Below are 26996 nucleotides of genomic sequence, written 5' to 3'. Positions count from 1 at the left end.
ATGCTGTACGCAATTGTCACCGGTGCCCCGCCAGCCGGAGGAGTCGGCGCACTGGTGTGTGCCGCCCAAGCAGACGGGTGGCAGGTGGGGATAATCGCCACCCCCTCTGCCATGCCGTTCCTCGACGTCGAAGCTCTCATCGCGATGACCGGATATCCCGTGTTGTACACCTTCAGGGCCCCGACCGAACCGGAGCCGTTGCCGCCTCCGGATGCGGTTGTCGTGGCCCCGGCCACGGCCAACACGATCGCCAAACTCGCGGCCGGACTGTCGGACACGCTCGCCACCGGCCGATGCGCCCAAGCGATCGGTGCAGGCATTCCTCTCGTGGTTGTCCCGTTCAGTACTCGGGACCACTTGGCTCATCCGGCGATCGTCGCAGCCATGTCCTCGCTGCGGGCCTGGGGTGTGACAGTCCTGTACGGAGAGCAAGTGTGCTCCATGCCCGCAGGCGGACCGACAAGCGCTGCGCCCGAGTCCTTCCCGTGGCGGCTTGCCTGGGACCACCTTCGCGCAGAGTGCGAGGGACCGGACAACGATCAGCGGAAGGCGGCACAATGAACACGTCCGTAGTAGTACTCAGCGGCTCGCTGAGCCGCGGCTCAGCGAGCAACCGACTCGCGACCTGGTGCGCGCAACAGTGCGCGCCGCATATCGACGCCACGGTGTTTCACGGTTACCAGCTCGAATTCCCTTTCTACACACCGGGCCGGGTGGGATCGACGACAGTCGACCTGTACCTGGATGCACTCCGCACTGCCGACGGTGTCATCGTGATTTCCCCGGCATACCACGGCAGCATCTCGGGGCTGTTGAAAAACGCCTTGGATTACATCAACGAGCTGTCCACCGATACCCGCCCTTACCTGCAAGGACGGGTATTCGGTTGCGTCGCCGTCGCCGGTGGGGAACAAGGCGCGGCCAGTACGTTGGCCGCCCTCCGTGCGATCGGCCACGCGCTACGCGCCTGGCCCACCCCTCTCGGCGTCGGAATCGCCCGGCCACCGTTTACCCCAGAGGGGCTACCCGCCGACCCAACAGTCTCCCAGCACTTGCCGACCATGCTCGACCAAGTCATGGAAATGTCACGGGCGCTGAACCGCAAGGAGCAACCGCTCCCAGCCGGGACAGAGTGATGAACCGCGACATCGCGGTGGCCCGCGCACCCTCGCGCCGCTCGATCGCGCCTGAAATTATCACCGCGACAGTGGCATTCGTCGGTCTGCTGATTGTCTCGTTGGTGTGGACTCGCCCCGCCGGGGCAACGCCGGCGCTGTTCGCGCAGTTGCTGCTCGGTGTGACCGTAGTCATTGTTACCTGTCGGCTCGCTGGTCGTGCGGCAGTCGGGCTGGGCCAACCCCGGGTAATCGGAGAAATCGCTGCCGGAATCGCCCTCGGACCGTCACTGCTGGGGCAGCTGTGGCCCGGTGCTGTGGAAGCGCTGTTCCCGGATCAGGTTCGGCTACCAATGAATTGGCTCGCCCACCTCGGCATGGTCCTGTTCTTGTTCCTGGCAGGAATGGAAATCGACCCGAAACTGTTGCGGCGCAGCGGCCGCATCACTACGTCGGTCAGTCAAGTCGGCTTTGTGTTCCCGTTGCTGCTGGGAGCGTTGTTCGCGCTGCTCGTATACCCGCACCTGGCACCTCCCGGTGTGCAGCTGCTCCCGTTCGCGCTGCTGGTGGGGGCGGCGATGAGTGTCACCGCCCTGCCGGTTCTCGTCGTGATCCTCAGGGGTAGCCCACTGCGAGGTAGCGCATTGTCGACCATCGCGGTCACAGCGGCCACCATCGCCGATGTACAGGCATGGATTCTTCTTGCACTGGTTGCAGGCCTGGTCGGCGGCGTCGCTGGCGGGCTACTCCCCACTATCGGACTTACTTTCGCGCTAATGGCGGGATTGATGTTGGTGCGGCCCTGGCTGCGCGCATTGCTGAACAGCCAGGTTATTCCCCTCCCGATCCGCGTTGTCATTCTGACTGCCTGCGCTGTCGGGTTCGCCGAACTGGCCGCTTTGGCTGGGATGCACGCAGCGATAGGCGCGTTCGTCTTCGGGTTGCTCGTACCCCGCGTCGGCGGTGTCGCGGAGCGGTCGATCAGGCTGCTGGGTCCAGCCGCCGCGATCCTATTGATGCCGTTGTTCTTCGCGGGCAGCGGAATGGCAACGGATCTAACGACACTCGGTGCGGCAGGTGCGCTGTGGGGATGGTTCGCCGTTGCTCTCGCTCTAGCGTTCGTCGGCAAGTATGGAGGAGTCGCGCTTGCCTCACGTGCAGCCGGCGCGTCGTGGTCGGATTCGGCGCGGCTCGGCGCGCTCCTGAACTGCCGCGGCATGACGGAGCTGGTCGTACTGGGTATCGGGCGGGATCTTGGTCTGCTCGGGCCCGAATTGTTCACGATTCTGGTGCTCACAGCGTTCGTGTGTACCGCAATGACATGGCCTGCGCTCGCCGCGGTTGATCGATTCAGCCCCAGCGTCCAGGTCGCAAACTCTCGTTGAAAGGTCTTCCCATGTCCGTATACCCCCTGACCGACCTCGACCGTTTGCTCGCCAGCCTGCCTGACGACGACTCGACCGCAGTACGGGAATGGTTCACCACCTCGAACGGCCTCAGCGCCGACACCGAGAGCGAGGCCGACGACTTCCGCGACATCTCGGCGACTCGCCCATCTGCCGATGATCCCCGTGCAATCCGCCGCATCGGGATCATCGGCGGCGGCACCGCCGGATACCTCACCGCGCTGGCATTGCGCGCCAAAAGACCCTGGTTGGAAGTGACTCTCGTCGAATCCAGCGGGATCCCGATTATCGGCGTCGGAGAGGCGACGACACCGTCGATGGTGCCGTTCTTGCACCACTACCTCGATATCGACGTCGAGGAGCTGTACCGGGAAGTCGCCCCCACGTGGAAGTTGGGCATCCGATTCGATTGGGGCCCCAAACCCGCCGGCTTCATGGCACCGTTCGACTGGGGTTCGAATTCGATCGGTGTGTTGGGCTCGATAGCCAGCCAAGGCGACATCAACGCATTCACCCTCCAGTCCTTGCTGATGGCACACGATCGAGCGCCGGTCTTCGACCTGGGCGATGGTGAACACATATCGTTGATGAACCACTTGCCTTACGCCTATCACCTCGACAATGCTCGATTCGTCCGGTACCTCACCAAACTCGCGGGTAGTCGCGGCGTACACCACCTCGATGCCACTGTCGATCAGGTCGTACTCGACGCCGAGGGCTGGGTCGATCACCTGGTTACCGCCGACAACCAGCAGATCGTATTCGACGCCTACGTCGACTGCTCCGGCTTCCGATCGCTGTTGTTGGGTAAAGCGCTCGACACCCCCTACGTGCCATTCACCGACAGCCTCAAAACCGACCGGGCGATCACCGCCGTCGTGCCACACCACGGCGCGATCAAACCGTATACGCGAGCGACAACGATGGACGCCGGCTGGTGTTGGACCATCCCCACGCGCACCGATGATCACGTCGGCTACGTCCACTCGTCGCAGTTCATAGACGAAGACGCTGCTACTGCGGAGTTGCAGCGGCTCTACCCAGACGCACATTCCTTCAAGACCGTCCGGTTCCGCTCCGGCAGACACGAGGAAGCATGGCGCGGCAACGTTATCGCGATCGGCAACTCGTATGCTTTCGTCGAACCGCTCGAGTCGAGCGGGTTGATGATGATCACATTGGGCATCATGTCGCTAGTTGGATCGCTACCTGCGTCGTGGGATGAACCCAGCCCCCGCGCCGTCGTCAACGCCGCACTTGCCAAGAAATGGGACGAGATCCGTTGGTTCCTGTCTCTGCACTACCGCTTCAACACCCGCAAAGACACCGAGTTCTGGGTGGACGCACGGGCCAACACCGACGTTTCAGGTCTACTGCCGTTGCTCGAGGTGTATGCGGGCGGTGCCCCGCTGCGATTCCGGAACCCAGTAGTGCGGGGGTTTCTGGAGTCCACCGCGCCGACCTTCTACGGCCTCGATGGGGTCGACTGCCTGCTGCTCGGACAGGAAGTGCCGACGAAACTGTTGCCGCAGAACGAATCTAGCGACGCGTGGGCAGCACGCAAAGCATCCGCCGATGCGCTCGTCGCACTCGCTCTACCCACCGAGATGGCATTGAAGGCCTTCGATCTGGATCCGCGGCTCAATGCAGCTGTACTCCGCTCCCGAGGTAGTTGGGCAGGGCCGCGTGGCGCCGAGCGCCTTGTCGCGGCCGAACCTGCCGGCCCCGCAGGTACACGAGCCGAGCCGGCATGAGGCAGATGCCGAGTACCGCGGCTTTTGATCTGCTCGGTGCTGAGATAGGTGAGCGGTGCCGTACCGCAGTCGACAACTGCGCCGACGAACTGCGCGAACTGTCGCACGCTATACACGCCGACCCCGAAACGGCATTCGACGAGCATCGTGCGGTAGGACGCTGCACGGATCTCCTGCGGGCGAACGGTTTCCGTGTTCGCCACGAGGTCGGTGGATTGACAACAGCGTTCTGCGCCGAGTATGGATCCGGGCCGTTCGTTGTCGTGTTCTGCGCCGAGTATGACGCGCTGCCCGAAATGGGTCACGCATGCGGGCACAATATGATCGCCGCCGTCAGTGTTGGAGCAGGGCTCGCGCTGCGCGATGTTGCTGACGAACTCAACATCACCGTACGAGTCTTGGGGACCCCAGCCGAAGAATCCGGTGGTGGAAAACTCGTTCTGCTGGCCGACGGCGCCTTTGACGACGCCTCGGTGTGCCTGATGGCACATCCTGCACCGGAAGAGAACTGTGCGCCGAGGTCGCTCGCGGTGATGGACCTCGAGGTCACCTATCACGGTCGCGCCAGCCACGCCGCCTATGCCCCACACGCCGGCATAAATGCCGCGGATGCGCTCACTGTCGCCCAGGTGGCGATCGGGCTGGCGCGTCAACATCTGAAGCCCCGGCAGATGGTGCACGGGATCGTGACCGACGGCGGGAATTTACCAAACATCGTCCCGGAGCGTACCCGCGCATTATTTCTGCTGCGGGCATCCGATCTCGAGGACCTGCAGAATTTGAGGGACCGGATCATAGGGTGCCTACAAGCCGGGGCGTCCGCGACCGGATGCACTTTCACCGTCGCCGAGCCGACCCCGGCCTACGCAGAACTCACGCACGACCCCTGGCTCGTCCATGCCTACCGCAGTGCTGCGCGCGCTCTGGGGCGCCCGTTGCTCTCCGAGCAAGCAGAGGCCGAAATTCCTACAGGTAGCACCGACATGGGCAATGTCAGTCGGGTGGTTCCGAGCATTCATCCCACACTGAGCATCGACTCTGGCGCGGCGGTCAACCACCAACCCGAATTCGCCTCGGCATGCGTCTCCGAGTCGGCCGATCGCGCAGTACTGGACGGGGCATTGGGCCTTTGCTGGACCGCTGCGGCCGCTGCAGCCGATGTGGATCAGCGGGCACGCTTTGATCAAGCACGGGCCGACCGGTTGCGAGAACGCACTCGATCGACGGAAGAGGGGTTGTGATGACGGTGCATCTGGCTATTGACCAGTCCGAAGGAGTCGAAGAACAGAGGAAGAGCCCTCTGATCAGAGAGGTCGTACTGCCCGATCGAGTGCTGCGAATCCAATTGCGTCCGTGGGCATTGCTGCGAACCCCGGGATTTTCCGCACAGTTAGCCGACACCGCAGCGGACACACAACGCTTGGCTGCTATCATACGCATCTTGGACAGCGAGGCCGCACTCGACGCGATCGCAACCGATTTCGACGAAGCGGTCGCACCGAGGCTCGACGAGTTCGCGAATAGACAGGAAAATCGGCAGCGGACGCAGCGTGCGGTACGCCACGTCCGTCGACTGCTGACCGCACGTGCTGAACTGGACATGCGCGCCACGGGCCTGTTGCTCAGTGCAGGCAGTGATGATTGGGCGAGACGGTGGACCGAGGCCGTGCAGGGCTATCGATCACTTCTGGCCCCATACGAGGCCACGGAATCAGGGGCGTTGGCCGCAGCCCGATCGAAAGTGCGCGCAGCCTTCGCCGATGAGCGTATTCGCCACGCGGTCTTCGTCTCCAATCCCGACTTCCACGATCATGCCGCCACGGTCTGGGACCGTGCCGAGTCGTCGAACGCATCGTCTCGTCGCACCCTCGCCACGTTGCACCGCTATCTGCGGCGCTTCAGCACCCGGTGCGAAACAGTGTCGTTCTTCGGGCCGGTCCAGTTCGTTGCACTCGACAGTGCGGTAGTGGAGCCGCTGGCGATCGATGAGCCTGGCCCCGAGCGGATCACTGTCGAGGCGAGCAGCTGGCTGGTTGAAGCATTGACCAGGCACCTCACTGCCGCTTCTGCTCCCGCGGACCGATCAGTACGACGCAATCCGCTGTTCGCTGAGCTTCCTGACGGCCGCGGCCTGCGACACGTCGCCAGCGGCCGCAATTTCCGCGTCGACGCGCACAAGCTCACAGTGTGGCGGGCAGCAGATGGTCGCACCGCCGAGGAAATGGCCCATGCGTTGGGCTGGACAGTCGATGAAGTGTTGGCCACAGCAGGCTCACTCGGTGGAGCACTGTCGGTTCTCGCCCACCCAACCGCGTCCGTAGAGCTGCATGCACTGACGCGTCTGTCCGAGATGACCGAGGACCCCGTCGTGGCAGAACTCGCGGCGGCGCGTGATCGCTACGCAACCACAATGTGGCCGCAGAGACGCGAAATGCTCCTCGATGCACGTCGACTAGCGGGTGAGTTGTCGAACGGGACAGTTCGCCGACAAGAAGGCAGCCACTACGCCGATCGGGAGATCTTTCACGAGGATCGAACTGGCCCCCCACAGCGAAAAGATCCGAATCGGCGGTCAAGCCCTGGAAGGAATCGCCGACGCCCTGCGATCAGTACTGTCGATCTGCTATCTAGGAGCCTTGTTGCGCCGCGCCGACGCGCGGGCAGCACTGCGGAAGGCGCTCGGGGGTAAGGCCACACCGTTGGCAGAGCTGACCAGCCTCACGCTGCCAACAGAGGGGCCGGCCATGCGTGATTTTCGAGACCGGCTCGAGTCGCTTTTCGAAGGTAGCCCCAATATTCGGTCGGGCGACCTACATGACGCGTTGGCAGACCTGTGGTCATCGGTGCCACACGACGCTGCGGCGGATTGCTGTTTTCCGAGCCCGGATCTCATGGCACTCGGCCCCGACCTGTCCACGTCGTCGTGGCTTTTGGCGGAACTACACGACGACTGCAGCTCGATTTACGGTGGGCTGGAATCTCCGTTACACAGCGAACCTGATCGGCTATGGAACGAATTTTCCACCGACGTCGCAGCCTTGGTCGGCGATCATGCCGCAACCATCGTGGGCCGCCGGCGCAGCGCTCACGTCACACCGGAGCTCCCCGGTGTGTCAATCGAACTGGCGGGACGATCCAGCAAGGAACAGAATGACATCGTCCCGATCGCTGAGGTCGTCGTGGTGCCTGAAGGCGACGCGGTGCTCATCCACGGACGCAGGCGCAGGCTATACCCGGGAGATCTCAACGCGCCCCTGTACTGCGCCCTGGCACTGCCGGCCGTTGTGCCAATTCGCATCGGCTCCGGTGCGCATACTCCGCGACTGACCATCGACGGCACCGTGTACCAACGCGAACAATGGCGATGCCATATCCCCGAATCTGGTAACGCGCTCGACCTGCACAGGCTTCGACGTCGCCTCGGTCTACCGCGGCGCGTGTTCGTGCGGTACCCAACTGAACCCAAGCCTCTGTACCTGGACTTCGCCGACCCGATGAGCCTTCGAGAAGCCGCGCGGCACGCAGGCGCAGAGGTCAGTGTGACCGAGATGCTGCCGGTACCCGAGGATCTGTGGTGGCCACTTCAAGAACCTCAATGCGCCGAACTGCGAATCGGCTGTTCGATCACCCCCTTCAAGAGAGAATCGAAATGACAATCACCGGAACAGGTTTGGACGCACTTCTGGAAGACCGTTCACAGGAATACCGCGCGCGGGTCCACCATCGCTTGGCCACCGAGCGGGTGGTGTGGTTCACCACCGTGAACGCGCGAGGTGTAGCAGCACCGAACCCGGTGTGGTTCTACTGGGATGGAACAAGAATTGTGGTGGCCCACGACAACAGGGCGCACCGTTTGACGCACCTGCGCCGCAACAGTGACGTTGTGCTGCATTTCGACTGCGGTTCTTTCGGACGTGACATCGTCGTGATGGAAGGTAAGGCCGATCTAGCCGCAACACCCGACAGCGGACCGGATACCGGGTACCTCGAGAAGTACCGCCAGCCGATCGACGAAATGTTCGGGGGGGTGGAGGCTTTCCTGCAATCGCATCGAGCCCTGACCTTCATCCAGCCGACGCGTCTGCGTGGATGGTGATAGTAGATTTCACACCGCAGTTGCCGCAATGAGACTTGTGCGTTCGCTTAGCGAATGCTCTACACGATCGAGGCGGAATCCTGCCGATGTCAGCAGGTCGGCGGTTTCCGCCTCGGTTCGCTCACGTCCGCCGATGATCATCAGCAGATGAAGGTCCAACAGACCACGCGCTGCGGGTTGTCCAGGTCGGCGTAGACCACCGACAATCAATAACGCGCTTCCCTCCCGCATCGCTGCTCTGCAATTGGCTAGCAGGATCGCGGCATGAGCGTCATCCCAGTCCGACAGCACCCGGCACAGAACATAGATATCGCCACCAGAGGGAACTCGCGTCAAGAAGTCGGCGCCTTCGACGCTGGCACGTTTCCCAAAATGCGTCAGTGCATTGGCGGCCCGCTCGACGACTCCCGGTAGGTCGACTACGAGAACACTCAGATCAGGATGAGCGGCGAGCAGGGTCGACGCGAGCTTGCCGTTGCCTCCACCGACGTCGGCGACCATCGTCGCCCCATGCAATGCCGGGTCGCCGGTGATGAGCTCGCATGACTCAGTGACCGAGTCCGCCATCGCTGCGTCGAAATCCGCGGCCGCATCAGGATTGCTGGCAAGATGCTGCCAGAAGGAAGTCTTGAATACTGCGTCAAAGGCAGGTCGCCCGGTCCGGATCGCGTGCGCGGATTCTTGCCACGCCGCATACTGCGTTCCCGCCGAGGTCGTTGCCCATCGAGCAAGTGAGCCGGGTGCGTCGCGCCGCAACAGCTCGCCCGCGGGGGTGAGCGAGTAGTAGCCACCCGTTCGAGTGACCAGACCGACCTCGAGCAATGACTCGAGTAGTCGACCGGTTGCCGATGGATGGGTTCGGCATCGTACGGCGAGTTCATCGGCCTGAAGGGGGCCATCGGCGAGTGCATCAGCGATGCCGAGGTCAGCGGCAAGGACCGTCACCTTGGCGCGCCGGTAGCCGGTCACCAGCTCTCGGACATGTTGTGCGGGATCGGATACCGAGGAGGATCCTGGCTGGCCAGCAGAGTGGGAAGCGGAGTTCATGAGCGTCTCGATCCTGAATCGATGCGGTAGTGACTAGTTTTTCACGAATATATACGGTATCGTAAGTCGGTACCATAATACGGTACTGTCATACCGCTTTTGAAGGGCAGAAACTCCAGCGGAATTCGCTTAGGGGCACGCCGCGTCATGTCCGAGACCGCGGGCCGTGGGGATCTGCCGGACGTGTCGACTCGAATCACAAGAAGTAAGGAGTGCAATCGGTGAACGTGAAAGATGGTCGGCCTGGAGTGGCCTTGGTGGACGTCGCAGTTTCCGATCCGAACGGTGCAAGCGAGTTCTACGGTGAACTGTTCGGCTGGGAGTTCGACCCTGAGCTGTGGCCCAACGGCTACCGTTACGCACGCGTGGACGGTTCGATCGTCGCAGGTATACGTCCTTTGAACGAGCAGGAATCTGCCAAGTGGGATGTCTACTTCGGAGTCGATGATGTGGAAGCCGTCGCCGCAAAGATTTCTGACCTGGCTGGGCGCGTGGTTTTTGGTCCTAATGACGCCGGTGGTGCCGGCAAAGTCGCGATTGCTCTCGACACGGCGTTCGGAGCCTTTGGGCTCTGGGAGGCAGGTGCAGGGTGGGACTTCATCCAGGGCCGTGACAACGCGCTGGTTTGGTCGGAATTGGTCACGCCCGAAGCCTCAGTGGACGAGTTCTATTCATCGGTGTTCGGCTTCGAGACCCGTCAGATCGGTGAAGGGGCTTTCGACTACACGATTTGGACTCTCGACGGCGACACCTCGGTCGGTCGGTTGAAGTCTTCCGACGGAGAAGATGCCTCTTGGACACCATATTTCGGTGTCAATCCTTCGGTTGGCACTGACAAGGTCGTTGCCCGAGCGGCCGAGCTCGGCGCGCAGATTCTGTTCGGCCCCGCGGATATCCCAGCGGGACGCGTCGGGACTTTGCGAGATCCTTTCGGCGCGCGATTCTCCCTTGTCGACCTGTCCCGTTCTACTCGTTGATGCGGTCGGCCTCTCCGATGAATACAGATGAACCCGTTCACGCCAGCGCTGCCCGTATGTACGACTATTACCTCGGTGGTACCCATAACTTCGCAGTGGACCGTCAGCGTGCAGAAGAAGTCATCGCACTGCTGCCGATAACGCCGATGATCATGCGAGCCAATCGGCAGTTCTTGCGGCGAGCAGTTCGCTTTTGCGCAGAGCAAGGAGTGAACCAATTCCTGGACCTCGGCGCGGGAATTCCGACCGAAGGTCCGGTGCATGAGGTAGTTGCTTCAGTGACGTCGGACTATCGGGTTCTTTACGTCGACAGTGAGGAAGCTGCGGCCGTCTACGGTAGAGAAATACTCGGCAGCGACCCGAGGTGCGCATTTCTGCACGCGGACATCTGCGATACCGACGCCGTCCTGGACAGTCCGGAGGCCAAAGGCCTTCTGGATCTTTCTCAACCAGTGGCAGTACTGCTGTTCTCGGTGTTGCAGTTCGTTCCGGACGCTGCTGATCCATGGGGTGTGGTAGCGCGCTATCGAGATCGACTGGCCGAGGGTAGCCACCTTGCGCTTTCCCACGCCACAGCCGAAGGTTTACAGGCACAGTCCGGTGATGTGACCGCAATCTATTCCAAGACCGATAATCCCATTCGATATCGCAGCGATGAGGATGTCTACGCCATGTTCGAGGGCTTCAAACTGGTCGAACCCGGGATGACACGCATACCGGAATGGTGCAGGCCCGGTAATGAGTTGGATGGAGAGTATGTCGGAAAGGTCTTCGGCCTTGCTGGTGTCGGAGTCAAGGCGGGCACCGCGTCAGAGGCAACGGGCGGACCTGGGGGTAGGGTTCGTCGATGACTTTTGCTCACACCCGGCGGCGACGTGCAGGCGGCGAACGCAGGCAAGCTGTTCTCAAGAACGTAATCGAGGTCCTCGCCGAGCGGGGTTACTACAATACCCGTTTCCGAGATGTTTCGGATGCAAGCGGGGTCGCTATCAGTACGTTGCAGGGGTACTTCGGATCGCGGGAAGACATGCTGGTCGAGGCCCTACAGGCGGCGACCGAAGGCGAGGTCACCGAGATGCGTCGAGTCAGTGAAGGCATCGAGGACCTGTGGCAGCAAGTGGTGCTGTTGGTTGATCGTGGCATCGACACCCCGACTCCGGTGTGGCGCATGCTGATGGAGTTCTGGACCGCTGCAGCTCATGACGACGAGTTGCGGGCCGACAGCATCGGACTCCAAGCACGCTATCGAGAACCGTTCGAAACGACGTTGCAACTCGGCGTCGACACCGGAGTGTTCCATCCAAAACATGACATTGGATCGGTCGTTGACCTGGTGGTCGCCGCCCTCGATGGACTCTGTTTTCCGCGGGTGCTGCAACAGCCGTACCCGCAGTTCGAAGGCTTTCGGGCTGTTCTGCTCGATCAGCTCGCAACGACGTTAGGGGTACAGACGTGACAGTTCTGGTAACCGGCGCGACAGGCAAAGTGGGTTCGCAAGTACTCGCCGAGCTCGGCCACCGTGCTGTGGGGGCACGGGCGGCCGGCCGCAGTTCCTCCCCTCCGTTCGATTGGCAGAATCCGCACGGTTGGGAGCAGGCACTCGTCGGTGTCGACAAAGTATTCCTTGTTCTTCCCGGCGGCGACGACGGCCATCGCTCTGTCCGCGGTTTGGGCGACGGCGCCATCACATTCCTGGATGTACTCGAGCGATCGAATGTTGAGCGAGTCGTCGTCATGACCGCACTGGGGATGGAGTATGCGCCGGAGACGGTTGATCAGCGCCGGCTGGAGTTGCGGGTGCAGGAATCATCGATCGACTGGACGATCGTGCGCCCGAATTGGTTCCACCAGAATGTTACTGAGGGGCCGTTGCGAGATATCGCCGCTGCCGCGGCCGGAACGCTTCGGATTCCAGTGGCTGAGGCCGCCGTGAGCTTCGTCGACACCCGAGACATCGCGGCAGTGGTGGCCGAGGCGCTCCTCGCAGAAGGTCACGTGGGCAAGGAGTATGCGTTGACCGGGCCAGATTCGCTCACGTTCCGTGAATTGACCGCGTTGACTGCCGGAACCGGAATTGGCGTGGAAAACTATGAGGCAGTGACGGTCTCGGAGTTCGAGCGTTTCGCGCTGGAACTCGGCTGGGATGCCGAGTACATCGACACGTTACTTGGTCTGTTCTCGACAATCGCGGACGGACACGCAGCGCCGACGACAACCGATGTCGCCGACGTATTAGGAAGAGCGGCAAGCACATTCGCGGATTTCGTAGTGTCCACGGCCAGCCTGTCGCAATGATGTTCACTGATCGGGTCGCTCGTGGCATCGCAGCCGGAGAGATCACCCACGTGTTCCGACGCTGGGCCGTGCCGAGAGTACGCGTAGGCAGCACGCTTCACACCACCGCCGGGATCGTCGAGATCGAGTGCGTAAATCGGGTCGACATACGGGAAATCTCGGACGAAGACGTTCGCGCAGCCGGAGAACAGAATCTAGCCACACTTTCCGCGACTCTTCGCGGTGCCGAACGAGACCCGGTCTTCCGGATTGGAGTTCGCTACATCGGCCCTGATGAGCGCATTGAATTGAGCGATCGTGCCGAACTGTCCAAACAGGAAATTGGTGAAATCGAGGCATCGTTGGCGCGATTAGATCGGGCAAGTCGGCGAGGACCTTGGACCACCGCGGTGCTCACAGCAGTCGCAGACAACCACGGTTGTCGAGCAGCTGAACTGGCGGAGCTACTCGGCCGAGACAAGGACTCGCTGAAACTCGACGTCCGCAAATTGAAGAACCTTGGTCTGACGCGCAGCCTGAATATTGGTTACGAAATTTCACCACGAGGCGATGCCTACCTGCGAGCTATCCGCTCCAGATAGCTCACGTAGCGGTTCGCTCGCTGGCCTAGTGTGCATCGCCGATCTCTACAGCTTCTATCCCTCCGTGTATCACAACATTGACGAGACGGGTTCGTTAGCTCGCCCGGAACATCTCGATACGGCGCAAACACGTTCCTCCGCTCTGCGATCTGATGTGCATTGGGAACTCGTTCATGCGGCTCTCGACGAGGTGAGCGTGATCGTCGAGAGCCAAGGACGCGATGGCCCGCGTATAGCTCGGTGCCTGAAGGACGTTACTTGGCACCGAGCTATACGAACCAACGGCGGCTTAGATGCTGCGAAATTTTGGAGCCTCGGCACCTCGGTCTAACTTCGAGCAGGGGCACGAGGTCAGCGACAGACGTCAGCAGCCGATGCAATTGGAGAAGATTGTCACGCAAACGTAGTCAGTTCTTCGATGCGGTCGGTGAGATCGGTGCGCCGATTTTGCGAAATTCGGAATAGTCTCGTTTCTTGGGTGCCGCCGGTGTGAACCTCCGAGTCTTAACTCCGAGCAAATCTGCTCACCGACGTTGACAACCAAAGTTTGAGCATGCCCCCCCGCTCGTGAACAACTTGATCGGCATTCCGGAAGCAACTGGTCCCGTGCGATTGAGCTGTTTCATTTCGTAGATATTCGGTGCGCATCGAGCAGTGTGTCTGTGGTGCAATTCTTTTCGATTCCTCATAGGTTCGAGCGGCTTTTACGGACACGGGAGAAGGGACTTCTGGGATCCGTCGGTTGGTCGACATCTCGATGAGCCCGTTGTCGGGATGTAAACCTGATGTCATTTTTGCAGGTCATATCTGCCAAATCTCTCGGTTAAATCACTTGGATCATTCCGGTGTCGAGGTATATCGAGGGTGATCTTGTCAGCGAACAAAGGGCATGCTCGGTCGATTCTCGATGCATGTCGACAACCACCATGACGCTTCCACGCGCCTCAGGTACTTTGAGCCGCGCTGAATCCCGCTGGCTCAACCAAAGTGATTCCTCCCAGGTCAATTCCGCGAGGAAACATCAGATTCAATCAGTCTGAACACGATTGGAATGAGCGTCAGTTGTTGTGCGGGCTCCGCGAAGGGAAGTTGCAGTGGGAGGGCGATGGGATGCCTCCCATGAACCTGTCACTCGGTGATGCATCGGATACAAGGCACTAGCCGATGCGCCGGTAGAGGTCAGGCAGGAGTGAAAGTCCAGAGACATTTTTCTCTGAAGATATTTTTTGCCGCGATGTCACTCAGGTCCGGTCGGCGGGATCTTCCTATGAGTAGAAGGACCATCCGAGGCAGCTGCGCGAGCGCGCGGTTGACCGACCACAGGAGGAGCGCCATGCAGATGCAGACCGGAATCGATCGCCGCCAGGTGATCGGGGGTCGGCGATGACGAGTCCCGCGCAGGAAAAGGCTCCCGCCCGATTCGCTCGTTCCCCACGCATTAGTTCACTGCCGGCACGGTCGCATAACTGGGTTCGCGACAGCTTCTGCCTCGGAAGCGCAGCAGTGGGTGTCGGCGCCGCAGCCCCGCTGTTCGGGTATGCCGCCTTGTCCATTCCGGCGGCCGCAGGTCTGTCGATAGGCGCGGTCTACACCGGAGTTGTGGGGAAGAGAAAACAACTCCGAGATGTCGACGTCGACGAAGTTGTCGAACGACTCTGCCCCGTCATGGGACTCCCCGAAGCGACGCGGGCGGTGTTGTCAGTGACGAAGTGGAGCGGAGGGACACCGGGCGTGCCCGGAAAACTCACCGTCTATTACCAGTCGGCGCAACCGCTCAACGACGACACATGGGTCGACGACATCTGCGAGGTTTTCGAAGACCAAGGGTGGGGATTCTTCGCCCTCGCAGAACACGACCGCAACCGTCGGCGATTGATCTTCACACCCGCAGCGGAACCGGAACGAGAGCCCTCCGACAGTGAAGCGGTGGCGCGTGCAAAACGCTATGTCGGGCAACTGCTCGGACCGACCGCAACGGTCACCGCGATCGATGTCGATACCAAGACCGGAGAAGTCACCTCCATGAAGGTGCGGCACGAAATCGGATCGAAGCTCGTCTCGGACGGCTATCGAATTCGGGTCGAACGCGCGATCAATGCGATGTTCCCCGGACGCTGGCGCGCAAAGTGGAACCACCACACAGACGAGGTCACGTTCGAGCAACGCACCGAGTTTCCCGACAGCGTGTGGTTGCCTGCGCCGGACATCGACCCGGAAGTGGATTTGTTGGCCAGCTACGACTCGGTCGAGATCCCATACGGTGTCGACGAAGATGGCAACGAAGTGGTGTGGCGCCCCGCGATCGATCCGAATCTGATGTTGATCGGACCTCCCGGTAGCGGCAAGACAGTGACGGCACACAACCTGTTGGTCAACTTCTCTCGCCGCGGCTGGCCGATCTGGGTGCTCGATGGAAAATACGTCGAATTCCTCGGCTATCAGGACTGGCCCAATGTTCAAGTAGTCGCCACGTCCATCGAACAGCAAGTTGCGATGGTGCACCGTGCACGCGACTTGATGGAGTTCCGCTACGACAAGATCCGCAAGGGCGAGGCAACGGAAACGGACTTCGAACCGGTCCTGGTGTTCCTCGACGAGTGGGCGGAATTTCGCGGCAATGTCGAGGACTGGTATTTCTCGGTCAAACCAAAAGGTGGACCGAGGGAACCACCGGTACTCAACATGCTGGCGTCGATGGCGCGCAAGGCTCGCTCGTCGCGAGTGCATCTGGTCTTCGGCACACAGCGCCCCGATGCGATCTATTTCAAGGGCGATATGCGTGACAACTTCGCGATGCGCATCTCCATGGGGCGGCTCTCACCTCAAGCTGCCGTCATGATGTGGCAGTCGCCGGTGATCGGCACGAGCGTTCCGCGCAAGTGCCGAGGACGCGGCACCACTGTCACGGACACCTATCAGGCGCTCGAAATCCAGTGCTACCGCGTGCCGGACCCGCGGAAGACCCGAGACGGCACTCCCGACGCTGAACTTCTCGACAGACTTCGGCCAGCGGTGACCAGACACCCGCGGTTGCTCATCGTTCCTCCGGAATCTCTGGCAGACATCGACGCTTCCGATGAAACGTCAGAACCCGCGCCCCTGACCTATTTCGACTACGTCGACGCTGACTGGGTTCTTGCCAGTGACAGGCCTGACCTCGACCCGGTACTCACACGAGCGCGGATGAATGGCGACACCGATCCCCGGCTCGCATCGCCGACCGCATTGTTGGGTCTGTTGGGGGCGTCCGAAACTCCGAAGAAGCGACAAGCGATGGCGGACTTCGTCGACCTCGACACCTACCGCCGGCCGGCGTTCGCGACAACCGATGCCGCAGATGCGGGGGTGTTCCTCGACAAATTGTCCGGTGCTGCAACCCGAACGGAACAGACGAACGCCGAACAGGCCCGAACGAAACTCACTGTCGTTAGGGAGGCGGTCGCCCACACTGCTCTAGGCGAGGAACCGGACTATGCGTTCGTCGGAGGAGACGAACAGGAAGAGGGCCGATACGGTCCTGTCCAGGATGTTCGCGCCTCTGACGTGGAACTGGGAGATCTGTTGTTGATGGAGGACACCGACGAATGGGTCGTTGTCGACACCGAACCCGAACCCGACATCTTCGAAGACTCGTTGCTCTCGTTGACCTGGCGCAGTGACACCGACGAGATGGGCGATCTCGCGATTCCGGACAGTTCCTACGTCTCAATTCGCAGACCTGTTCACGTACCTGAACTCGAACCTGCGCCGGTGTGATCTCTGTCGAGCTCGGCCGGCATCCACTGCCGTGCGGCGGGGTCCCATGTCCCTGTGGATCTCCGCCCCGACAGCAATGGAGACAGTGCACGGCTGAGCTCGGCGAGTGCGTCGTCGAGGGTATGAAGCTCCGAATTCAACGACGTCGTCGACGCGAGTGCTCGATAACCCCCGGCCCAGCTCGGGCCGGGGGATGCAAGCGTGTGGGGGAGCGTGAGCACACGACGGGCCTGTTGGGCTCGTAGTGCGTTCACGGTGTCTGCGGCGTCGAACGTGCATGAGGTGATGATGAGTAGCAGATCAACGAGATCGCGGAAACGCGTTGAAGGAGTGGCCTTCTGAGGGCCGTGAAATTCGTACATCGCGCACAGTTTGTCAGCGATCTGATCGGCGACAGGTACGACAGTGAAGGTCGGCAGCGTCGAGACGTCTGCGATTTCGACGGCGGGGCGCGGCTGCAGTCGCTCCACCGGCCCGACCAAGGTGCGTTCGATCGCAATGTCGATCGGAAAGTTTCCCACGCGAGCAGAGCCGAGATAAACGGTTGCTTTCAATTGAGCCCCCCGACTGACTCCGGTCAGTGACCCTTTCGCCTCGATCTTGAAAGTGAATCGGTCCAGGTCTGGGCGGACGCTGAGAGCACGTAGTTCGTCGACGGCGCCGATGATGTCTGTTCCGGGATGAAGTAGATCGATGTCTTGGCTGTAACGGGCCCCAGGGATGCGAACGAGCATCCCACCACCTCCGGTGAGGATCCACCTCGAATCAGGTGATGCGAACACCCTCGCCAAGAACCGCTGGGTGAAGTATTCGCGTTGAAGTTCCTCAGTCGTGCGACCGCATGTTTCGGCCTGGCTTCCCAGGCGGGCCAGCAGTGCCCGGTGGAACGCTGCCGCGGACGGATAATGTTGTGCCACTATACAATTCCTTGCTTGCGCAAGGCGCGGAGCGCGGCAGGCAGAGCAGGATCACGCAGGATGTTCAGGACGCCTTTCCTGGCCTCGTCCGTGGCGCCGGCCTCTTTGTGGCGAGAGGCCCTCGTATCGGTTGGCGTGGACATCAGGTCCGAGGCGACAACGTCGTCGATGAGTGCGGCGACGAACCCTGCTCCGTCGCCGAGGGGAGCGCCGTAGAGGTGCGCGAATGGGCGCAGTTCGGACTCCAGTTGTTCTCGCGAGATCTGGTCGGTGCGCAGTGCATCCCACACCACTCCCGCGAGGTGTCCACCGTCTGTGCGAGAGCGAGCGAGGTCAACGATCGTCCTTGCTGTCGTCGTGACCGGCAGGCCGTCGAGGAGGGACCAGTCCGTAGGGTCCAGCGCGGCGACGTGGAAACGGACTCCGTCGCTACGTGTATTGCGCCGCCGCGGGACGGTGAATTCTGCAATGTCGGCATCGATGTCACCGAGTTCTCTCAAGTCGGCGGCCGTTCGATGAGAGGCGACCCCGCGGGGATCGGCACTGTTGATGCGCTCTGCTGCCGAGCGTGTCGGGTCGAGTGCAAGCCATTGGGCGCGTACGTGATCGGTGGGGTGAATCGGCGTCCCTGTCAGCCGGTACACGCCATGCCTGATGCGGGTGAGGATGAATCGGTCCGCCAACCGTTTGAGGTGTTGCGCACTTACGCCGGACTCGGCGGCTTGGGCTGAGGTGAACATGCCCCACTGTTCTTGGGCGTGGTCTGCCAGCGCCAGGATCCGATCATCACCTTTCATGCATCAATAATACCACTCAAGGTGTAATTTTTGACGTCCTGTTATTGAGTTTTGGTGACATTTGCTGCACGTGTGGCCGATAGTCGAACCAAAAAGCGCGGCAGGACGTATCGATGTCCCACGTCCGTCACGTGCGACGCGCCCAGGTTCCGAAATTAGTTTGCCCACGCGTGTCACACAGGACGCCCCCACCGGATCTTCCTACTCGTAGAAGCCCAATTCCGGCGACACGAGGAGATCGGTCATGTTCGACAGTCAGTCAGAACCCCAGCGGACCACCCCGAGTACGGCGAACTCGGCAGGTCTCTCTGACGCGGATCAGATGTCCCTGCTGATGGCAGCCCCACTGATCTTCGGTGTCGTCGTCGGAGCCCTTCCTTCCATGTCGGCCAGGGTCACAGCCTGGCTTCTCGAACACAACATGATCATCGGCGCCGCGGAATCGCCCTTGCTGGCCCTTCCGGGCGCGGAAGGTGCTGGCCTCGATGTCCGCCGGCTCATCGTCGTCGTCGCAGTCCTTGCGGTAGCGGTCGCTCTGGCGATCAGCGGACTACGCCAGGCAGTTGATCGTCGACGGCAGCAGCGGCTGCGAGTGGGTGATCAGGCGTGAAGAAAATCCTAGGTGCGGAGTCCGCGCTAACGAGCCTTGGGAAGAGGTCGAAGAGGTCTGGTTCGAGCTCGGAGGAACGCGGCACGAATCGTCTGAATCTCCACATGCAGGGCCTCGCCCAGCGCGGTGGCGTGGCGATCGGCGAGAGTCCCTTCGCCGCGCTCGATCCTGCCGATTGTTGTGGTGCTCAGGCCGGTGCGGCCGGCGATGTCCTTCTGGGTCAGCCCGGCGAGATTGCGCAGGTCAGCGATCGTTCTGTTCTTTTCTGGGACGACGATCAGTTGATCGAGAGGAATGCCGAGTTGCTCAGCGGCACGCGCCAGATGGTCAGGCGACGGTTGCGATCGTTCGGTTTCCCAATTGTGAACGGTGGTCGGGTCCACGCCGATTGCGCGGGAGAGGGCACCACGGCTGATTTTGGCCGCAGTACGAGCTTTCTCGAGGGCCTTCGGCTGGAAGCCGTTCAAAGGCAGTCTCACCTGGATTGTCCGTTCATCGCTGGACATCCTATTGAAGATGTAGATACCATCGTTGCATACCGGGTTTAGATTCCAGTGATAAACACCAGAAGGACCTCGACCAGCAGACATTCGCTGTTCTCGACCACCCGGTGCGCTCGAGTACGAACTGTTCACACGTACATGCGGCCTGACCAGCCGCTAACGGAAAAGAGCTTCCGATGACCACCAGCACCGCAGCACCGCAACGCTCGTCCGAAACTTCCAGCAGCCGCCGCGGCTGCCGCTCCTCGGCACGCCAAGCGTCGGTAGCTAGACTGAAAACAGCCGGAATCCCCGCCCGGTCTACTACACCCAGTCGCGACGACGGGTGGTTCCAGACATCGCGACAATCGGGTTCAGGGGGACGTGACGGGCAGGCTTGGACACCTGCCCGTCACGTCGATACATCAGTCGACCTCGCAAACGTTCGCTACCACGTCAACGCTCTGATGTGCGCGGGAATGACAACCGAGCTGATCGCTCAACTCGCAACACTGCCCGTCGCAACCATCCGGGCGTTGCGCAAGACTTCCACGACGTCAGCACCCCAACGTGTCGTCGACGCAGTCCTTTCCATCACCTTTCACCCCAGCCGCGGCCGCGATCTCACCCCCGCAGTAGGAGCGCACCGGCGCCTGCGCGCACTCAATGCAATGGGCTATGGAGACGATCTCTTGGCAGCGCGTCTCGGCGTCGACATCAACGTCGTCACCGGTATGCCCACCAAGAGCCTCATCCCCAGTGGCCTATGGAAGGCGATCGACAGCATCTACGACGAGCTGTCCATGCGCCCGGGCCCGGATGCAGAAATTCGTGAACAATCCCGTGCAGCCGGCGTCGTACCGCCACTCGGGTGGGACGACGATGAAATCGACAACCCCAAGGCGCGGAGTCAGGAACGAGTTCAACCACGCCAGGGAGCGGGAGCTGTTCCCGTTGACGAGGCAGTCGTGATTCGCCGGCTTGGTGGAGAACAGATGCCACTGCGCTTCTGCGAGCGACGCGAGATCGTGCGCATTGCGTTCGAGAAGGGATGGTCTCCTGCTGAGCTCGCGGCAACGCTTTCCATCAAATATGACTCGGCAGTCACCGAATTGAGCCGCTACCGGCGCGCACTGGCGCGCGATGCAGCTGCCGACAGCGATTCATCGCCAGAAGTGAGCAACCCGCAGGAAACGGCCGCTGAAGTACTCGCTCTGCGCGAAGAATCTGACGAACTGCCTCCTGTCGAGGCTAACTCGGGCCGGGAGCTGGAGCCGATCTTGCTCGACGAAGAATCGCCGGAAGAGGCGACATCGAACGCTCGCGCGGCGGCCGTGCACGACGTGAGGAACGGCCGAGTTCCGTTGCCAGATTCTCTGTCAGGGCATGAGGATGGTGCGACACCGAACCGCGCCGCGTGCCATCTGCCGCGCACTCTGAGTAAGCGCAGCCCCGGAGTAGGCCCTGGTGGTCGAATCATTCGCCATCAACCCAGACGAGACAGGTTGCATCCCAACTTGACTGGTCGATTGCTCGGACCCGATCAACACTTCAACGATGCCATGCAGTGCCGACCGTCGCAGCCGCTGTCACCCGCACATGCATCGCGTCGGCGCGGTCGATTCTTTTCAGGGGCTCGCACCAGTGCATTCGTTTACAGCCACGACAGCGGTCTGCCGCAGCGAAAGGCGAACGAAGGGAAACAACCGCAGGGATACGTGCGCCCGATCGACATCGCTGATAGCGGCTGAAGCAACTCTCGACGAGATTTCCGTTGAAGACTGAAAAGCATGCCAGGACAGTGCATTACGAAGATATTTTACGATTCTTACATATACAGGCATCTCCGGTCCCGACCTGAGAGCCCAGACGGGACCTGCTCATGAACACGACATTCGCCTCCGCGCTCAACACCATGACCCCCGGCGACGCTGTTATGTGTCTTGCTGCCGGGTCAGTCGAGCTTGCTCTCGATGACGCCCCGGAATCGATGCGCTGGCAATGGTTCGCAGACCTCCTGGACTCGCAGTGGGGGCTGACCGGCAGACTCGGCCCGATCCTGACCGAGCAGATCATCTCCGAATTGGAGCAGGTTGCCCGCATGTGCCGCGCCTCCGCGCAGCATTCGCTAGACCCTCAGGTGTGGATATCGGCATACCAATCGACTGCAACGCTGGTAGAAGACCCGGTGGTGATTTCAACGGACGCGCTGCACCTCGCGCTTTCTGCCGCCAACGACATCGCGCTGGAAGCAATGGACACTCCGGATCCTGATTTCTCTGTCGCCGTCACGTTGGCATTCGAAGCACTGACATCGGTAGCGGGTGTTGACCGCGAGGTGTCCAGAAGTTGGATTTTGACTGCAATCGGAGAGTGGGTTGCGAGGACAGAGTCAGCTCACGCGGGCCTCCGATCGGCACAATCGCGCGCAAACGCTGACAATAGGCAGATTGCCAATGCCTCCGTTGTTTCTGCAGGATGCAGCGAGAAGGCAATGCTGAAAGTGAGAGGGAATGCGTGAAACCGTCGTCCAATCAGAGTCGGTGAGTCCGGATCATTTCGGTTCGCCCAGTGCGTCCGTCGCCGGTAACGCGGGCAAAGGAAGGCAACGGCAAAAACGGTCGGTGATTACTCGCGAGAAAATCGTCGACGCTGCTGCCCGCCAATTCGATGCTTGCGGATTCGCTGCGGCAAGCATGAACGCCATCATCGAAAACGGGAACCTCACCAAAGGTGCCATATATTTCCATTTCCCCTCCAAAGAGGAACTTGCACAACAGGTTATCGAAAGATGGTCCACCATGGTGGATGAGGAGTATGCGGCTCTCGGAGAGCCTGACGGAGGTTCCCCCTACAGCCGGTTGGTGCGGTTCTGCAGCGAGGTGGCGCACCGCATCGATGCCGACCCCGGTCTGCGTGCTGGGTTGCTTCTCACTGTAGAACCCTCCGTCACTGGGGGGAAGAGCGCATACATCAAGTGGCGCAATAGTATTGATGACTTGGTTGTCCGCTCCATCGAGGCGGCCGAGATACGGGCGGGCGGCGCAAGCTACCGATTGTCCGATCAGGTGTGCGCGACGTTCATCGGCGGTGCCCAAATCCAGTCAATTGACGTCAGCTCCCCGAATTTGCAAACACGGGTAGCGGACGTGTTTGAAGGACTGCCCGAAAACCCGGACTAGCCCAACTACAGCACCTACGAAAGACGTTTCACTGCAACGTATTTCTATGGTCGCGCATCAGGAACTCAGGGGACTCCCGTATCCACGTTCGCACATGAGCAGGATCGAATCCGCGGTCACTATCCGCTTGCGGAACACCAGGAAGCGTCAGGTATTGAAATGGCACATTCGGACTCGTCAGCATCGTTCCACGACAGGGAAGTCCAAGATCTCGGCTTCGTCGGCCCCGATCGCTACGATTTGGTGCGCATTCTCGGTGGCGGAGGCCCTTCAAGCGATCGCGATTCCTACTTACTCGAGGAATACGAGCGCCGCGACGCTATAGCCCAGAAGTGGTACTACGAAGAAAAAGCCGCGGGTATGAGACGCAATCTCACGGCTCTCGTCGTCCTCGGAGCCTTCCTGATCGTGGCGTCGTTCCTGCTTCCCTATCTCTTCTAAACAGCTGCGCCGCACCTCTGCGCACGAGGTCATTCAAGGTCCAGCCCGTGTCTCGCTTCCGGATTCCCTATCGAGACCCGCCGCAGCGGCCGGTCGCATGAGGCGGCGGTGTGCCTTTCAGTCCACTCAGCGTCCTCGCCCTCGGCCACTGGTGGCGAAGGAATGCGTCACCCCTAGTATCAGGTTCGTGCCGAACGTGAGAACGCCCGACGCCGATATTTATTTCACCGACAGTGGGGGAGCGGGTCCCGTTCTGCTGCTCGGTCATGGATTCTTCATGGATTCGTCGATGTTCGCCCCGCAGATCGATGCACTCGCAGGCAAGGTCAGGGTGGTGGCCTGGGACTCTCGCAGGCACGGCCGAACAACCGATCACGGTGCCGCATTCACGTACTGGGATTTGGCTCGCGACTCCCTCGCGATCCTCGACGACCTCGGAGTCGAGACAGCAATCGTCGGCGGAATGTCGCAGGGCGGCTACACCGCGCTGCGGACTGCTTTGCTTGCTCCGGAGAGAGTCCAAGCGCTGCTGCTGCTCGATACCGAAGCATCTGCCTGCACCGATGACGAAAAAGCTGGATACAGGGCCATGTTCGATCAGTGGTGCAGCGATGCGCCGATCGAACCGCTTGTCGAAGCTCTGGCGCCTCAATTGATCGGTGGAGACTCACGAGAGTCGTGGGCGCCGTGGATCGAGAAGTGGACGTCGAGTGATCGTCGGGCGATTCGGCCGGCTGCGGAGTGCTTGATCGAACGCGACGATGTCGTCGACCGGCTGAGTGCCATCGCGGTGCCGGCCTTGATTGTCCGCGGTGAACACGACATGTCCGCACCTGCGACCAAAGCGAAACAGTTGTACGACCATTTGCCGCTCGCAGTTCCAGTCCTCACCATTCCCGGCGCAGGTCACGCGGCCAATTGGACTCACCCGCAGCCCGTGAACGAGACCATCGCCGCTTTCGTGAAGATGGTCGAAACCGGCTGGCTGTAGCGGTTCGAGCAGCTATTGCGTTCCCGGGATTCGCACCCCTAAGTACATCTGGACGGGGTAGTCGCCGCGCATTTCCGTGTGTACTTGGACGTGAACGCGGTATTCCTCGCCGGTGTCGGCATCGCGCAGGTGCATGAATGGCTGGTGCCGGCCGAATCGGACGTCCTCTTTGTCCCACAGGCGCCGAAAGGCCGGGAACTGGCTCAGTTCTTGCAGGGTTTCGATTGCCCATTCAGGGTTGTAATAGCGTCCCATCAACGCGCGGAACCAGTTCACCGTCAAGGTCGTCTCGGCTTCCCACTCCACCATGACGTGCTTGGACTGCGGCGTGGAGAAGAACCAGCGCAAAACATTGCCGTCGTCGAGAAGCCCTGGAAAGGCGCGATCGTAGGCAGCGTTGCACTCGATGACATTCCATCGCTCGTCCAGATAGGCCACCAAATGTGGATTGAGCGCTGTGATCACCGTGCGCATCTCGGGTGTGATGAGTGATCGGTACTGATCGAGCGTCCACGGCGTGGTCGATGTTTCCCGTTCAGTTTGAGTGCGACGAGCAAGGTTGTACAGATGTCGTCTCTGGGCCGGATCGAGGCCGAGCTCTCGTGAAACATCTTCGAGGAATTTGACCGATGGGTTCGGCGCTACGTTACGTTCGACCTGCGTGATATAGCTCACGCTCCAGTAATTGTTGGCCGCAAATTCGGCTCTTGTCAGACCATCCGGGTGCTGCGGCGTGGATCGGGTGCGCAACGCCCGAACGTAATCGCCCAGGTTGGGCGGTCGGACCGTGTCCATACGTGACCTTTCGCGGGTATCTGTAACGCGGCATAACACCCAAAGCGGAGCTACGACGAAAAGTCAATACTCGCAGGTAACACTCTTTAGTGGTACCGGCAACCCTCGCATCGGCCACACAAACCTGCTGTCCTGTTTCATAAGAAGACTCTCAGCTGCGTGGCAGGCAGGAGAGTGAAACAGCAGGGAGGCGAGTCAACACCGGGGCGGGGAGAACCTCGGAGTTTGCTCCAGAGGGGGATAGCCGTGCCACGTGTACAGCGAGGTTCAGGCAGGCGTTCCAGGAGGTCGCCGCTTGGCCTTCATGTACGCCCGATTCACCTGTTCCCTGGAAATCCCCAACGCTTCCGCCAAAGCGATCTCGATCTTCTCGGTGAGAGCGATCTCACCGCGTTCGATGCGCGTGATCGTGGTGGTCGTCAGCCCGCACACTTTGCCGAGCTGGGGTTGGGTAAGTCCGACCAAGCATCGATAGTCGCTGAGAAAGCGTTGCTCCGGATCCGTGACGACGACGTCGCCGATCTCGATGTTCAACGCCTTCGTGGCTCTGGCCAGGAAATCTATTTGAGGAGACACGGCACCGATCTCCCAATTGCGGATAGTCGCGGCAGTCGTGTCAGCCAAGCGGGCGACATCGCCGCGGGACATCCGAGCTGCCTTTCGGGCAACTGCGAATGCTTTTTTGTCGAAGCCGCGCAGGACGTTGCGGCTCATCGGGTTGGTCCGTCCATCGCTAGACACCATGCCGCAACCCTTCTAATATGCCATCCAGATTGGCTTTTAGATTTGTCATCAGAATTGACAAGAATTGCGGCGAACCTACCGCCACCGAAAAGCCGAGGCAAACCGTTCTGCAGCGCAGTTGGCGCCAGCCAGTCCAGGTCCCGTCCTACTGTCCCTGTACGACCTGCCCACCTCGTCCACTCGTCCACTGTGAAGGACCACCACACATGGCATCCCTACTGACCAAAAAGATCGATTCCATCCGCTCGTCCGGTGACAAACCACCAGCACATAACGGCGCAGACCCGGATGGCCCACCTGATCTGACTACCCGTGCGCGTGTTCGTCGACGCCCGATCTACTTGGCCGTGGGCATTGCCCTTGTCGTCGTCGCTGTGATCGGGATGCTCGCCGCTGTGAGTGCTATGCGCGCCACCACGGATGTCCTCGTGCTCGCCCGCGACGTCCAACAGGGTCAAGTCATCGAGTCGAAGGACCTCACGGTGAAGACCGTCAACGTCGACGCGGACCTGGGTGCGCTCTCAGCAGGTGAACGCGGCCGTGTCATCGGCATGAGCGCCGGCACGCGTCTGCCGGCCGGATCCGTATTGATGCCCGCAGCTGTCACCGACCAGGTAGTGCCCGGGGAAGGCCTGACGATGGTCGGCATCACCGTGGGATACCCACACCTACCGTCGGAAGCGATTGTCCCCGGAGACATGATCCGCGTCGTAGACACACCCCGCGAGGGCGACGATCCGCCCGTCACAGGACCCGTCAACACCAAAGCGCAGGTCTACTCCACAACCGTCATCGCGGAAGCAGGCGAAACCACCCTCAACCTTCTGGTCCCGGAAGCCGAAGCAAACTGGGTCGCCGCCCGCGCCGCCACGAAGCGCGTGTCCATCGTCCTCGACAACCGAGTGCGGTGATTCCCCATGTATCTCGCACTCATCTCAGCATCCGGGGCACCGGGGGTCTCCACGACAGCATTAGCTCTGGCCTTGAATTCACCGAGTAGCAACACGCTC

26 protein-coding genes are annotated in these 26996 nt (G+C 61.0%); 20 read left to right on the top strand and 6 right to left on the bottom strand.

Going from position 1 to position 26996, the window contains the following annotated elements; translation table 11 throughout:
- The 8 genes from G4D79_RS31570 to G4D79_RS31535 all read left to right on the top strand — a co-directional run bounded on the left by G4D79_RS31570 (nt 1) and on the right by G4D79_RS31535 (nt 8371).
- On the top strand, nt 1–561 hold the full coding sequence (locus tag G4D79_RS31570; RefSeq protein ID WP_181991957.1) for a flavoprotein: 561 nt from the start codon (nt 1–3) through the stop codon (nt 559–561).
- Nucleotides 558–1136, top strand: a complete 579-nt coding sequence (locus G4D79_RS31565) for an NADPH-dependent FMN reductase (RefSeq protein ID WP_118604055.1) — start codon at nt 558–560, stop codon at nt 1134–1136. The genes G4D79_RS31570 and G4D79_RS31565 overlap by 4 nt, the downstream gene beginning before the upstream one ends.
- Nucleotides 1136–2500 (top strand): cation:proton antiporter, encoded by a 1365-nt coding sequence (locus tag G4D79_RS31560; protein WP_118604058.1) that lies wholly within the window; start codon nt 1136–1138, stop codon nt 2498–2500. The genes G4D79_RS31565 and G4D79_RS31560 overlap by 1 nt, the downstream gene beginning before the upstream one ends.
- An 11-nt stretch (nt 2501–2511) precedes the next feature.
- Complete coding sequence (locus tag G4D79_RS31555; RefSeq protein WP_118604061.1) at nt 2512–4275, top strand: tryptophan halogenase family protein; 1764 nt, start codon at nt 2512–2514, stop codon at nt 4273–4275.
- A 5-nt stretch (nt 4276–4280) separates the two neighbouring features.
- Complete coding sequence (locus tag G4D79_RS31550; protein ID WP_118604064.1) at nt 4281–5516, top strand: M20 family metallopeptidase; 1236 nt, start codon at nt 4281–4283, stop codon at nt 5514–5516.
- A 200-nt stretch (nt 5517–5716) separates the two neighbouring features.
- On the top strand, nt 5717–6964 hold the full coding sequence (locus tag G4D79_RS31545; protein ID WP_214514825.1) for a lantibiotic dehydratase: 1248 nt from the start codon (nt 5717–5719) through the stop codon (nt 6962–6964).
- The gene (locus G4D79_RS31540; RefSeq protein ID WP_214514824.1) at nt 6915–7928 is read left to right on the top strand and encodes a hypothetical protein; all 1014 of its coding nucleotides are present in this window, start codon (nt 6915–6917) and stop codon (nt 7926–7928) included. The genes G4D79_RS31545 and G4D79_RS31540 overlap by 50 nt, the downstream gene beginning before the upstream one ends.
- Nucleotides 7925–8371 (top strand): pyridoxamine 5'-phosphate oxidase family protein, encoded by a 447-nt coding sequence (locus G4D79_RS31535; RefSeq protein ID WP_181991958.1) that lies wholly within the window; start codon nt 7925–7927, stop codon nt 8369–8371. Before G4D79_RS31540 ends, G4D79_RS31535 begins: the two co-directional genes overlap by 4 nt.
- Nucleotides 8372–8380: 9 nt before the next feature.
- On the opposite strand, the gene G4D79_RS31530 is transcribed toward G4D79_RS31535, so the two are convergent.
- Nucleotides 8381–9418, bottom strand: coding sequence for a methyltransferase (locus G4D79_RS31530; protein WP_118604076.1), 1038 nt, complete (start codon nt 9416–9418; stop codon nt 8381–8383).
- Nucleotides 9419–9639: 221 nt separating this feature from the next.
- Here G4D79_RS31530 and G4D79_RS31525 point away from each other — a divergent pair, with 221 nt between their 5' ends.
- The 5 genes from G4D79_RS31525 to G4D79_RS31505 all read left to right on the top strand — a co-directional run bounded on the left by G4D79_RS31525 (nt 9640) and on the right by G4D79_RS31505 (nt 17027).
- Nucleotides 9640–10395 (top strand): VOC family protein, encoded by a 756-nt coding sequence (locus G4D79_RS31525; protein WP_141751367.1) that lies wholly within the window; start codon nt 9640–9642, stop codon nt 10393–10395.
- A 17-nt stretch (nt 10396–10412) separates the two neighbouring features.
- Nucleotides 10413–11246 carry an SAM-dependent methyltransferase gene (locus G4D79_RS31520; RefSeq protein ID WP_083291413.1) on the top strand — a complete coding sequence of 278 codons (834 nt, stop codon included), beginning with the start codon at nt 10413–10415 and terminating at the stop codon, nt 11244–11246.
- Nucleotides 11243–11851, top strand: coding sequence for a TetR/AcrR family transcriptional regulator (locus G4D79_RS31515; protein ID WP_070160024.1), 609 nt, complete (start codon nt 11243–11245; stop codon nt 11849–11851). Before G4D79_RS31520 ends, G4D79_RS31515 begins: the two co-directional genes overlap by 4 nt.
- A complete protein-coding gene (locus G4D79_RS31510; protein ID WP_070160022.1) occupies nt 11848–12690 on the top strand; it encodes an NAD(P)H-binding protein in 843 nt (280 codons plus the stop codon). Before G4D79_RS31515 ends, G4D79_RS31510 begins: the two co-directional genes overlap by 4 nt.
- 1964 nt (nt 12691–14654) lie before the next feature.
- Complete coding sequence (locus G4D79_RS31505) at nt 14655–17027, top strand: type IV secretory system conjugative DNA transfer family protein (RefSeq protein WP_238704741.1); 2373 nt, start codon at nt 14655–14657, stop codon at nt 17025–17027.
- On the opposite strand, the gene G4D79_RS31500 is transcribed toward G4D79_RS31505, so the two are convergent.
- Both G4D79_RS31500 and G4D79_RS31495 read right to left on the bottom strand, forming a co-directional pair.
- A complete protein-coding gene (locus tag G4D79_RS31500) occupies nt 16994–17944 on the bottom strand; it encodes a nucleotidyl transferase AbiEii/AbiGii toxin family protein (protein WP_118604079.1) in 951 nt (316 codons plus the stop codon). The two genes, G4D79_RS31505 and G4D79_RS31500, sit on opposite strands and share 34 nt — an antisense overlap.
- Entirely contained in the window at nt 17944–18741 is a 798-nt protein-coding gene (locus G4D79_RS31495; protein ID WP_118604082.1) for a type IV toxin-antitoxin system AbiEi family antitoxin domain-containing protein, read from the bottom strand. Before G4D79_RS31495 ends, G4D79_RS31500 begins: the two co-directional genes overlap by 1 nt.
- A 244-nt stretch (nt 18742–18985) precedes the next feature.
- Here G4D79_RS31495 and G4D79_RS31490 point away from each other — a divergent pair, with 244 nt between their 5' ends.
- Nucleotides 18986–19351 (top strand): hypothetical protein, encoded by a 366-nt coding sequence (locus G4D79_RS31490; protein WP_118604085.1) that lies wholly within the window; start codon nt 18986–18988, stop codon nt 19349–19351.
- Nucleotides 19352–19377: 26 nt separating this feature from the next.
- Here the strand turns inward: G4D79_RS31490 and G4D79_RS31485 are convergent, their stop codons facing one another.
- Nucleotides 19378–19941, bottom strand: a complete 564-nt coding sequence (locus G4D79_RS31485; protein WP_238704742.1) for a helix-turn-helix transcriptional regulator — start codon at nt 19939–19941, stop codon at nt 19378–19380.
- 89 nt (nt 19942–20030) lie between these two features.
- Here G4D79_RS31485 and G4D79_RS31480 point away from each other — a divergent pair, with 89 nt between their 5' ends.
- The 5 genes from G4D79_RS31480 to G4D79_RS31460 all read left to right on the top strand — a co-directional run bounded on the left by G4D79_RS31480 (nt 20031) and on the right by G4D79_RS31460 (nt 24447).
- The gene (locus G4D79_RS31480) at nt 20031–21584 is read left to right on the top strand and encodes a hypothetical protein (RefSeq protein WP_118604093.1); all 1554 of its coding nucleotides are present in this window, start codon (nt 20031–20033) and stop codon (nt 21582–21584) included.
- A gap of 131 nt (nt 21585–21715) precedes the next feature.
- A complete protein-coding gene (locus tag G4D79_RS31475) occupies nt 21716–22354 on the top strand; it encodes a hypothetical protein (RefSeq protein WP_118604096.1) in 639 nt (212 codons plus the stop codon).
- A complete protein-coding gene (locus tag G4D79_RS31470; protein ID WP_238704743.1) occupies nt 22347–23015 on the top strand; it encodes a TetR/AcrR family transcriptional regulator in 669 nt (222 codons plus the stop codon). The genes G4D79_RS31475 and G4D79_RS31470 overlap by 8 nt, the downstream gene beginning before the upstream one ends.
- A 159-nt stretch (nt 23016–23174) precedes the next feature.
- Nucleotides 23175–23456 carry a hypothetical protein gene (locus G4D79_RS31465; protein ID WP_118604099.1) on the top strand — a complete coding sequence of 94 codons (282 nt, stop codon included), beginning with the start codon at nt 23175–23177 and terminating at the stop codon, nt 23454–23456.
- A 187-nt stretch (nt 23457–23643) separates the two neighbouring features.
- Nucleotides 23644–24447: an alpha/beta fold hydrolase gene (locus tag G4D79_RS31460; RefSeq protein WP_118604102.1), complete on the top strand. Its 804-nt coding sequence runs from the start codon at nt 23644–23646 to the stop codon at nt 24445–24447.
- 12 nt (nt 24448–24459) lie between these two features.
- Here the strand turns inward: G4D79_RS31460 and G4D79_RS31455 are convergent, their stop codons facing one another.
- A complete protein-coding gene (locus tag G4D79_RS31455) occupies nt 24460–25242 on the bottom strand; it encodes a helix-turn-helix domain-containing protein (RefSeq protein WP_070160971.1) in 783 nt (260 codons plus the stop codon).
- Between the two features lie 267 nt (nt 25243–25509).
- Nucleotides 25510–25956, bottom strand: coding sequence for a helix-turn-helix transcriptional regulator (locus G4D79_RS31450; RefSeq protein ID WP_070160969.1), 447 nt, complete (start codon nt 25954–25956; stop codon nt 25510–25512).
- A gap of 236 nt (nt 25957–26192) precedes the next feature.
- Here G4D79_RS31450 and G4D79_RS31445 point away from each other — a divergent pair, with 236 nt between their 5' ends.
- Entirely contained in the window at nt 26193–26897 is a 705-nt protein-coding gene (locus G4D79_RS31445; protein ID WP_118604105.1) for an SAF domain-containing protein, read from the top strand.
- Nucleotides 26898–26996: the final 99 nt, after the last annotated feature.

The sequence above is a fragment of the Rhodococcus sp. WY5 genome, from assembly GCF_018588185.1.
Classification (GTDB): Bacteria; Actinomycetota; Actinomycetes; order Mycobacteriales; family Mycobacteriaceae; genus Rhodococcus_F; species Rhodococcus_F qingshengii.
This window is presented reverse-complemented; position numbering and strand designations above follow the sequence as displayed.

What these genes read in the sequence shown, in the direction of transcription:
- G4D79_RS31465 (WP_118604099.1), top strand. Translation starts at nt 23,175, where the DNA reads ATGGCACATTCGGACTCGTCAGCATCGTTCCACGACAGGGAAGTCCAA.
- G4D79_RS31555 (WP_118604061.1), top strand. Translation starts at nt 2,512, where the DNA reads ATGTCCGTATACCCCCTGACCGACCTCGACCGTTTGCTCGCCAGCCTG.
- G4D79_RS31560 (WP_118604058.1), top strand. Translation starts at nt 1,136, where the DNA reads ATGAACCGCGACATCGCGGTGGCCCGCGCACCCTCGCGCCGCTCGATC.
- G4D79_RS31490 (WP_118604085.1), top strand. Translation starts at nt 18,986, where the DNA reads ATGTTCGACAGTCAGTCAGAACCCCAGCGGACCACCCCGAGTACGGCG.
- G4D79_RS31530 (WP_118604076.1), bottom strand. Translation starts at nt 9,418, where the DNA reads ATGAACTCCGCTTCCCACTCTGCTGGCCAGCCAGGATCCTCCTCGGTA.
- G4D79_RS31475 (WP_118604096.1), top strand. Translation starts at nt 21,716, where the DNA reads ATGAACACGACATTCGCCTCCGCGCTCAACACCATGACCCCCGGCGAC.
- G4D79_RS31515 (WP_070160024.1), top strand. Translation starts at nt 11,243, where the DNA reads ATGACTTTTGCTCACACCCGGCGGCGACGTGCAGGCGGCGAACGCAGG.
- G4D79_RS31455 (WP_070160971.1), bottom strand. Translation starts at nt 25,242, where the DNA reads ATGGACACGGTCCGACCGCCCAACCTGGGCGATTACGTTCGGGCGTTG.
- G4D79_RS31445 (WP_118604105.1), top strand. Translation starts at nt 26,193, where the DNA reads ATGGCATCCCTACTGACCAAAAAGATCGATTCCATCCGCTCGTCCGGT.
- G4D79_RS31495 (WP_118604082.1), bottom strand. Translation starts at nt 18,741, where the DNA reads ATGAAAGGTGATGATCGGATCCTGGCGCTGGCAGACCACGCCCAAGAA.
- G4D79_RS31570 (WP_181991957.1), top strand. Translation starts at nt 1, where the DNA reads ATGCTGTACGCAATTGTCACCGGTGCCCCGCCAGCCGGAGGAGTCGGC.
- G4D79_RS31565 (WP_118604055.1), top strand. Translation starts at nt 558, where the DNA reads ATGAACACGTCCGTAGTAGTACTCAGCGGCTCGCTGAGCCGCGGCTCA.
- G4D79_RS31535 (WP_181991958.1), top strand. Translation starts at nt 7,925, where the DNA reads ATGACAATCACCGGAACAGGTTTGGACGCACTTCTGGAAGACCGTTCA.
- G4D79_RS31520 (WP_083291413.1), top strand. Translation starts at nt 10,413, where the DNA reads ATGAATACAGATGAACCCGTTCACGCCAGCGCTGCCCGTATGTACGAC.
- G4D79_RS31470 (WP_238704743.1), top strand. Translation starts at nt 22,347, where the DNA reads ATGCGTGAAACCGTCGTCCAATCAGAGTCGGTGAGTCCGGATCATTTC.
- G4D79_RS31450 (WP_070160969.1), bottom strand. Translation starts at nt 25,956, where the DNA reads ATGAGCCGCAACGTCCTGCGCGGCTTCGACAAAAAAGCATTCGCAGTT.
- G4D79_RS31480 (WP_118604093.1), top strand. Translation starts at nt 20,031, where the DNA reads ATGACCACCAGCACCGCAGCACCGCAACGCTCGTCCGAAACTTCCAGC.
- G4D79_RS31485 (WP_238704742.1), bottom strand. Translation starts at nt 19,941, where the DNA reads ATGTCTGCTGGTCGAGGTCCTTCTGGTGTTTATCACTGGAATCTAAAC.
- G4D79_RS31505 (WP_238704741.1), top strand. Translation starts at nt 14,655, where the DNA reads ATGACGAGTCCCGCGCAGGAAAAGGCTCCCGCCCGATTCGCTCGTTCC.
- G4D79_RS31550 (WP_118604064.1), top strand. Translation starts at nt 4,281, where the DNA reads ATGCCGAGTACCGCGGCTTTTGATCTGCTCGGTGCTGAGATAGGTGAG.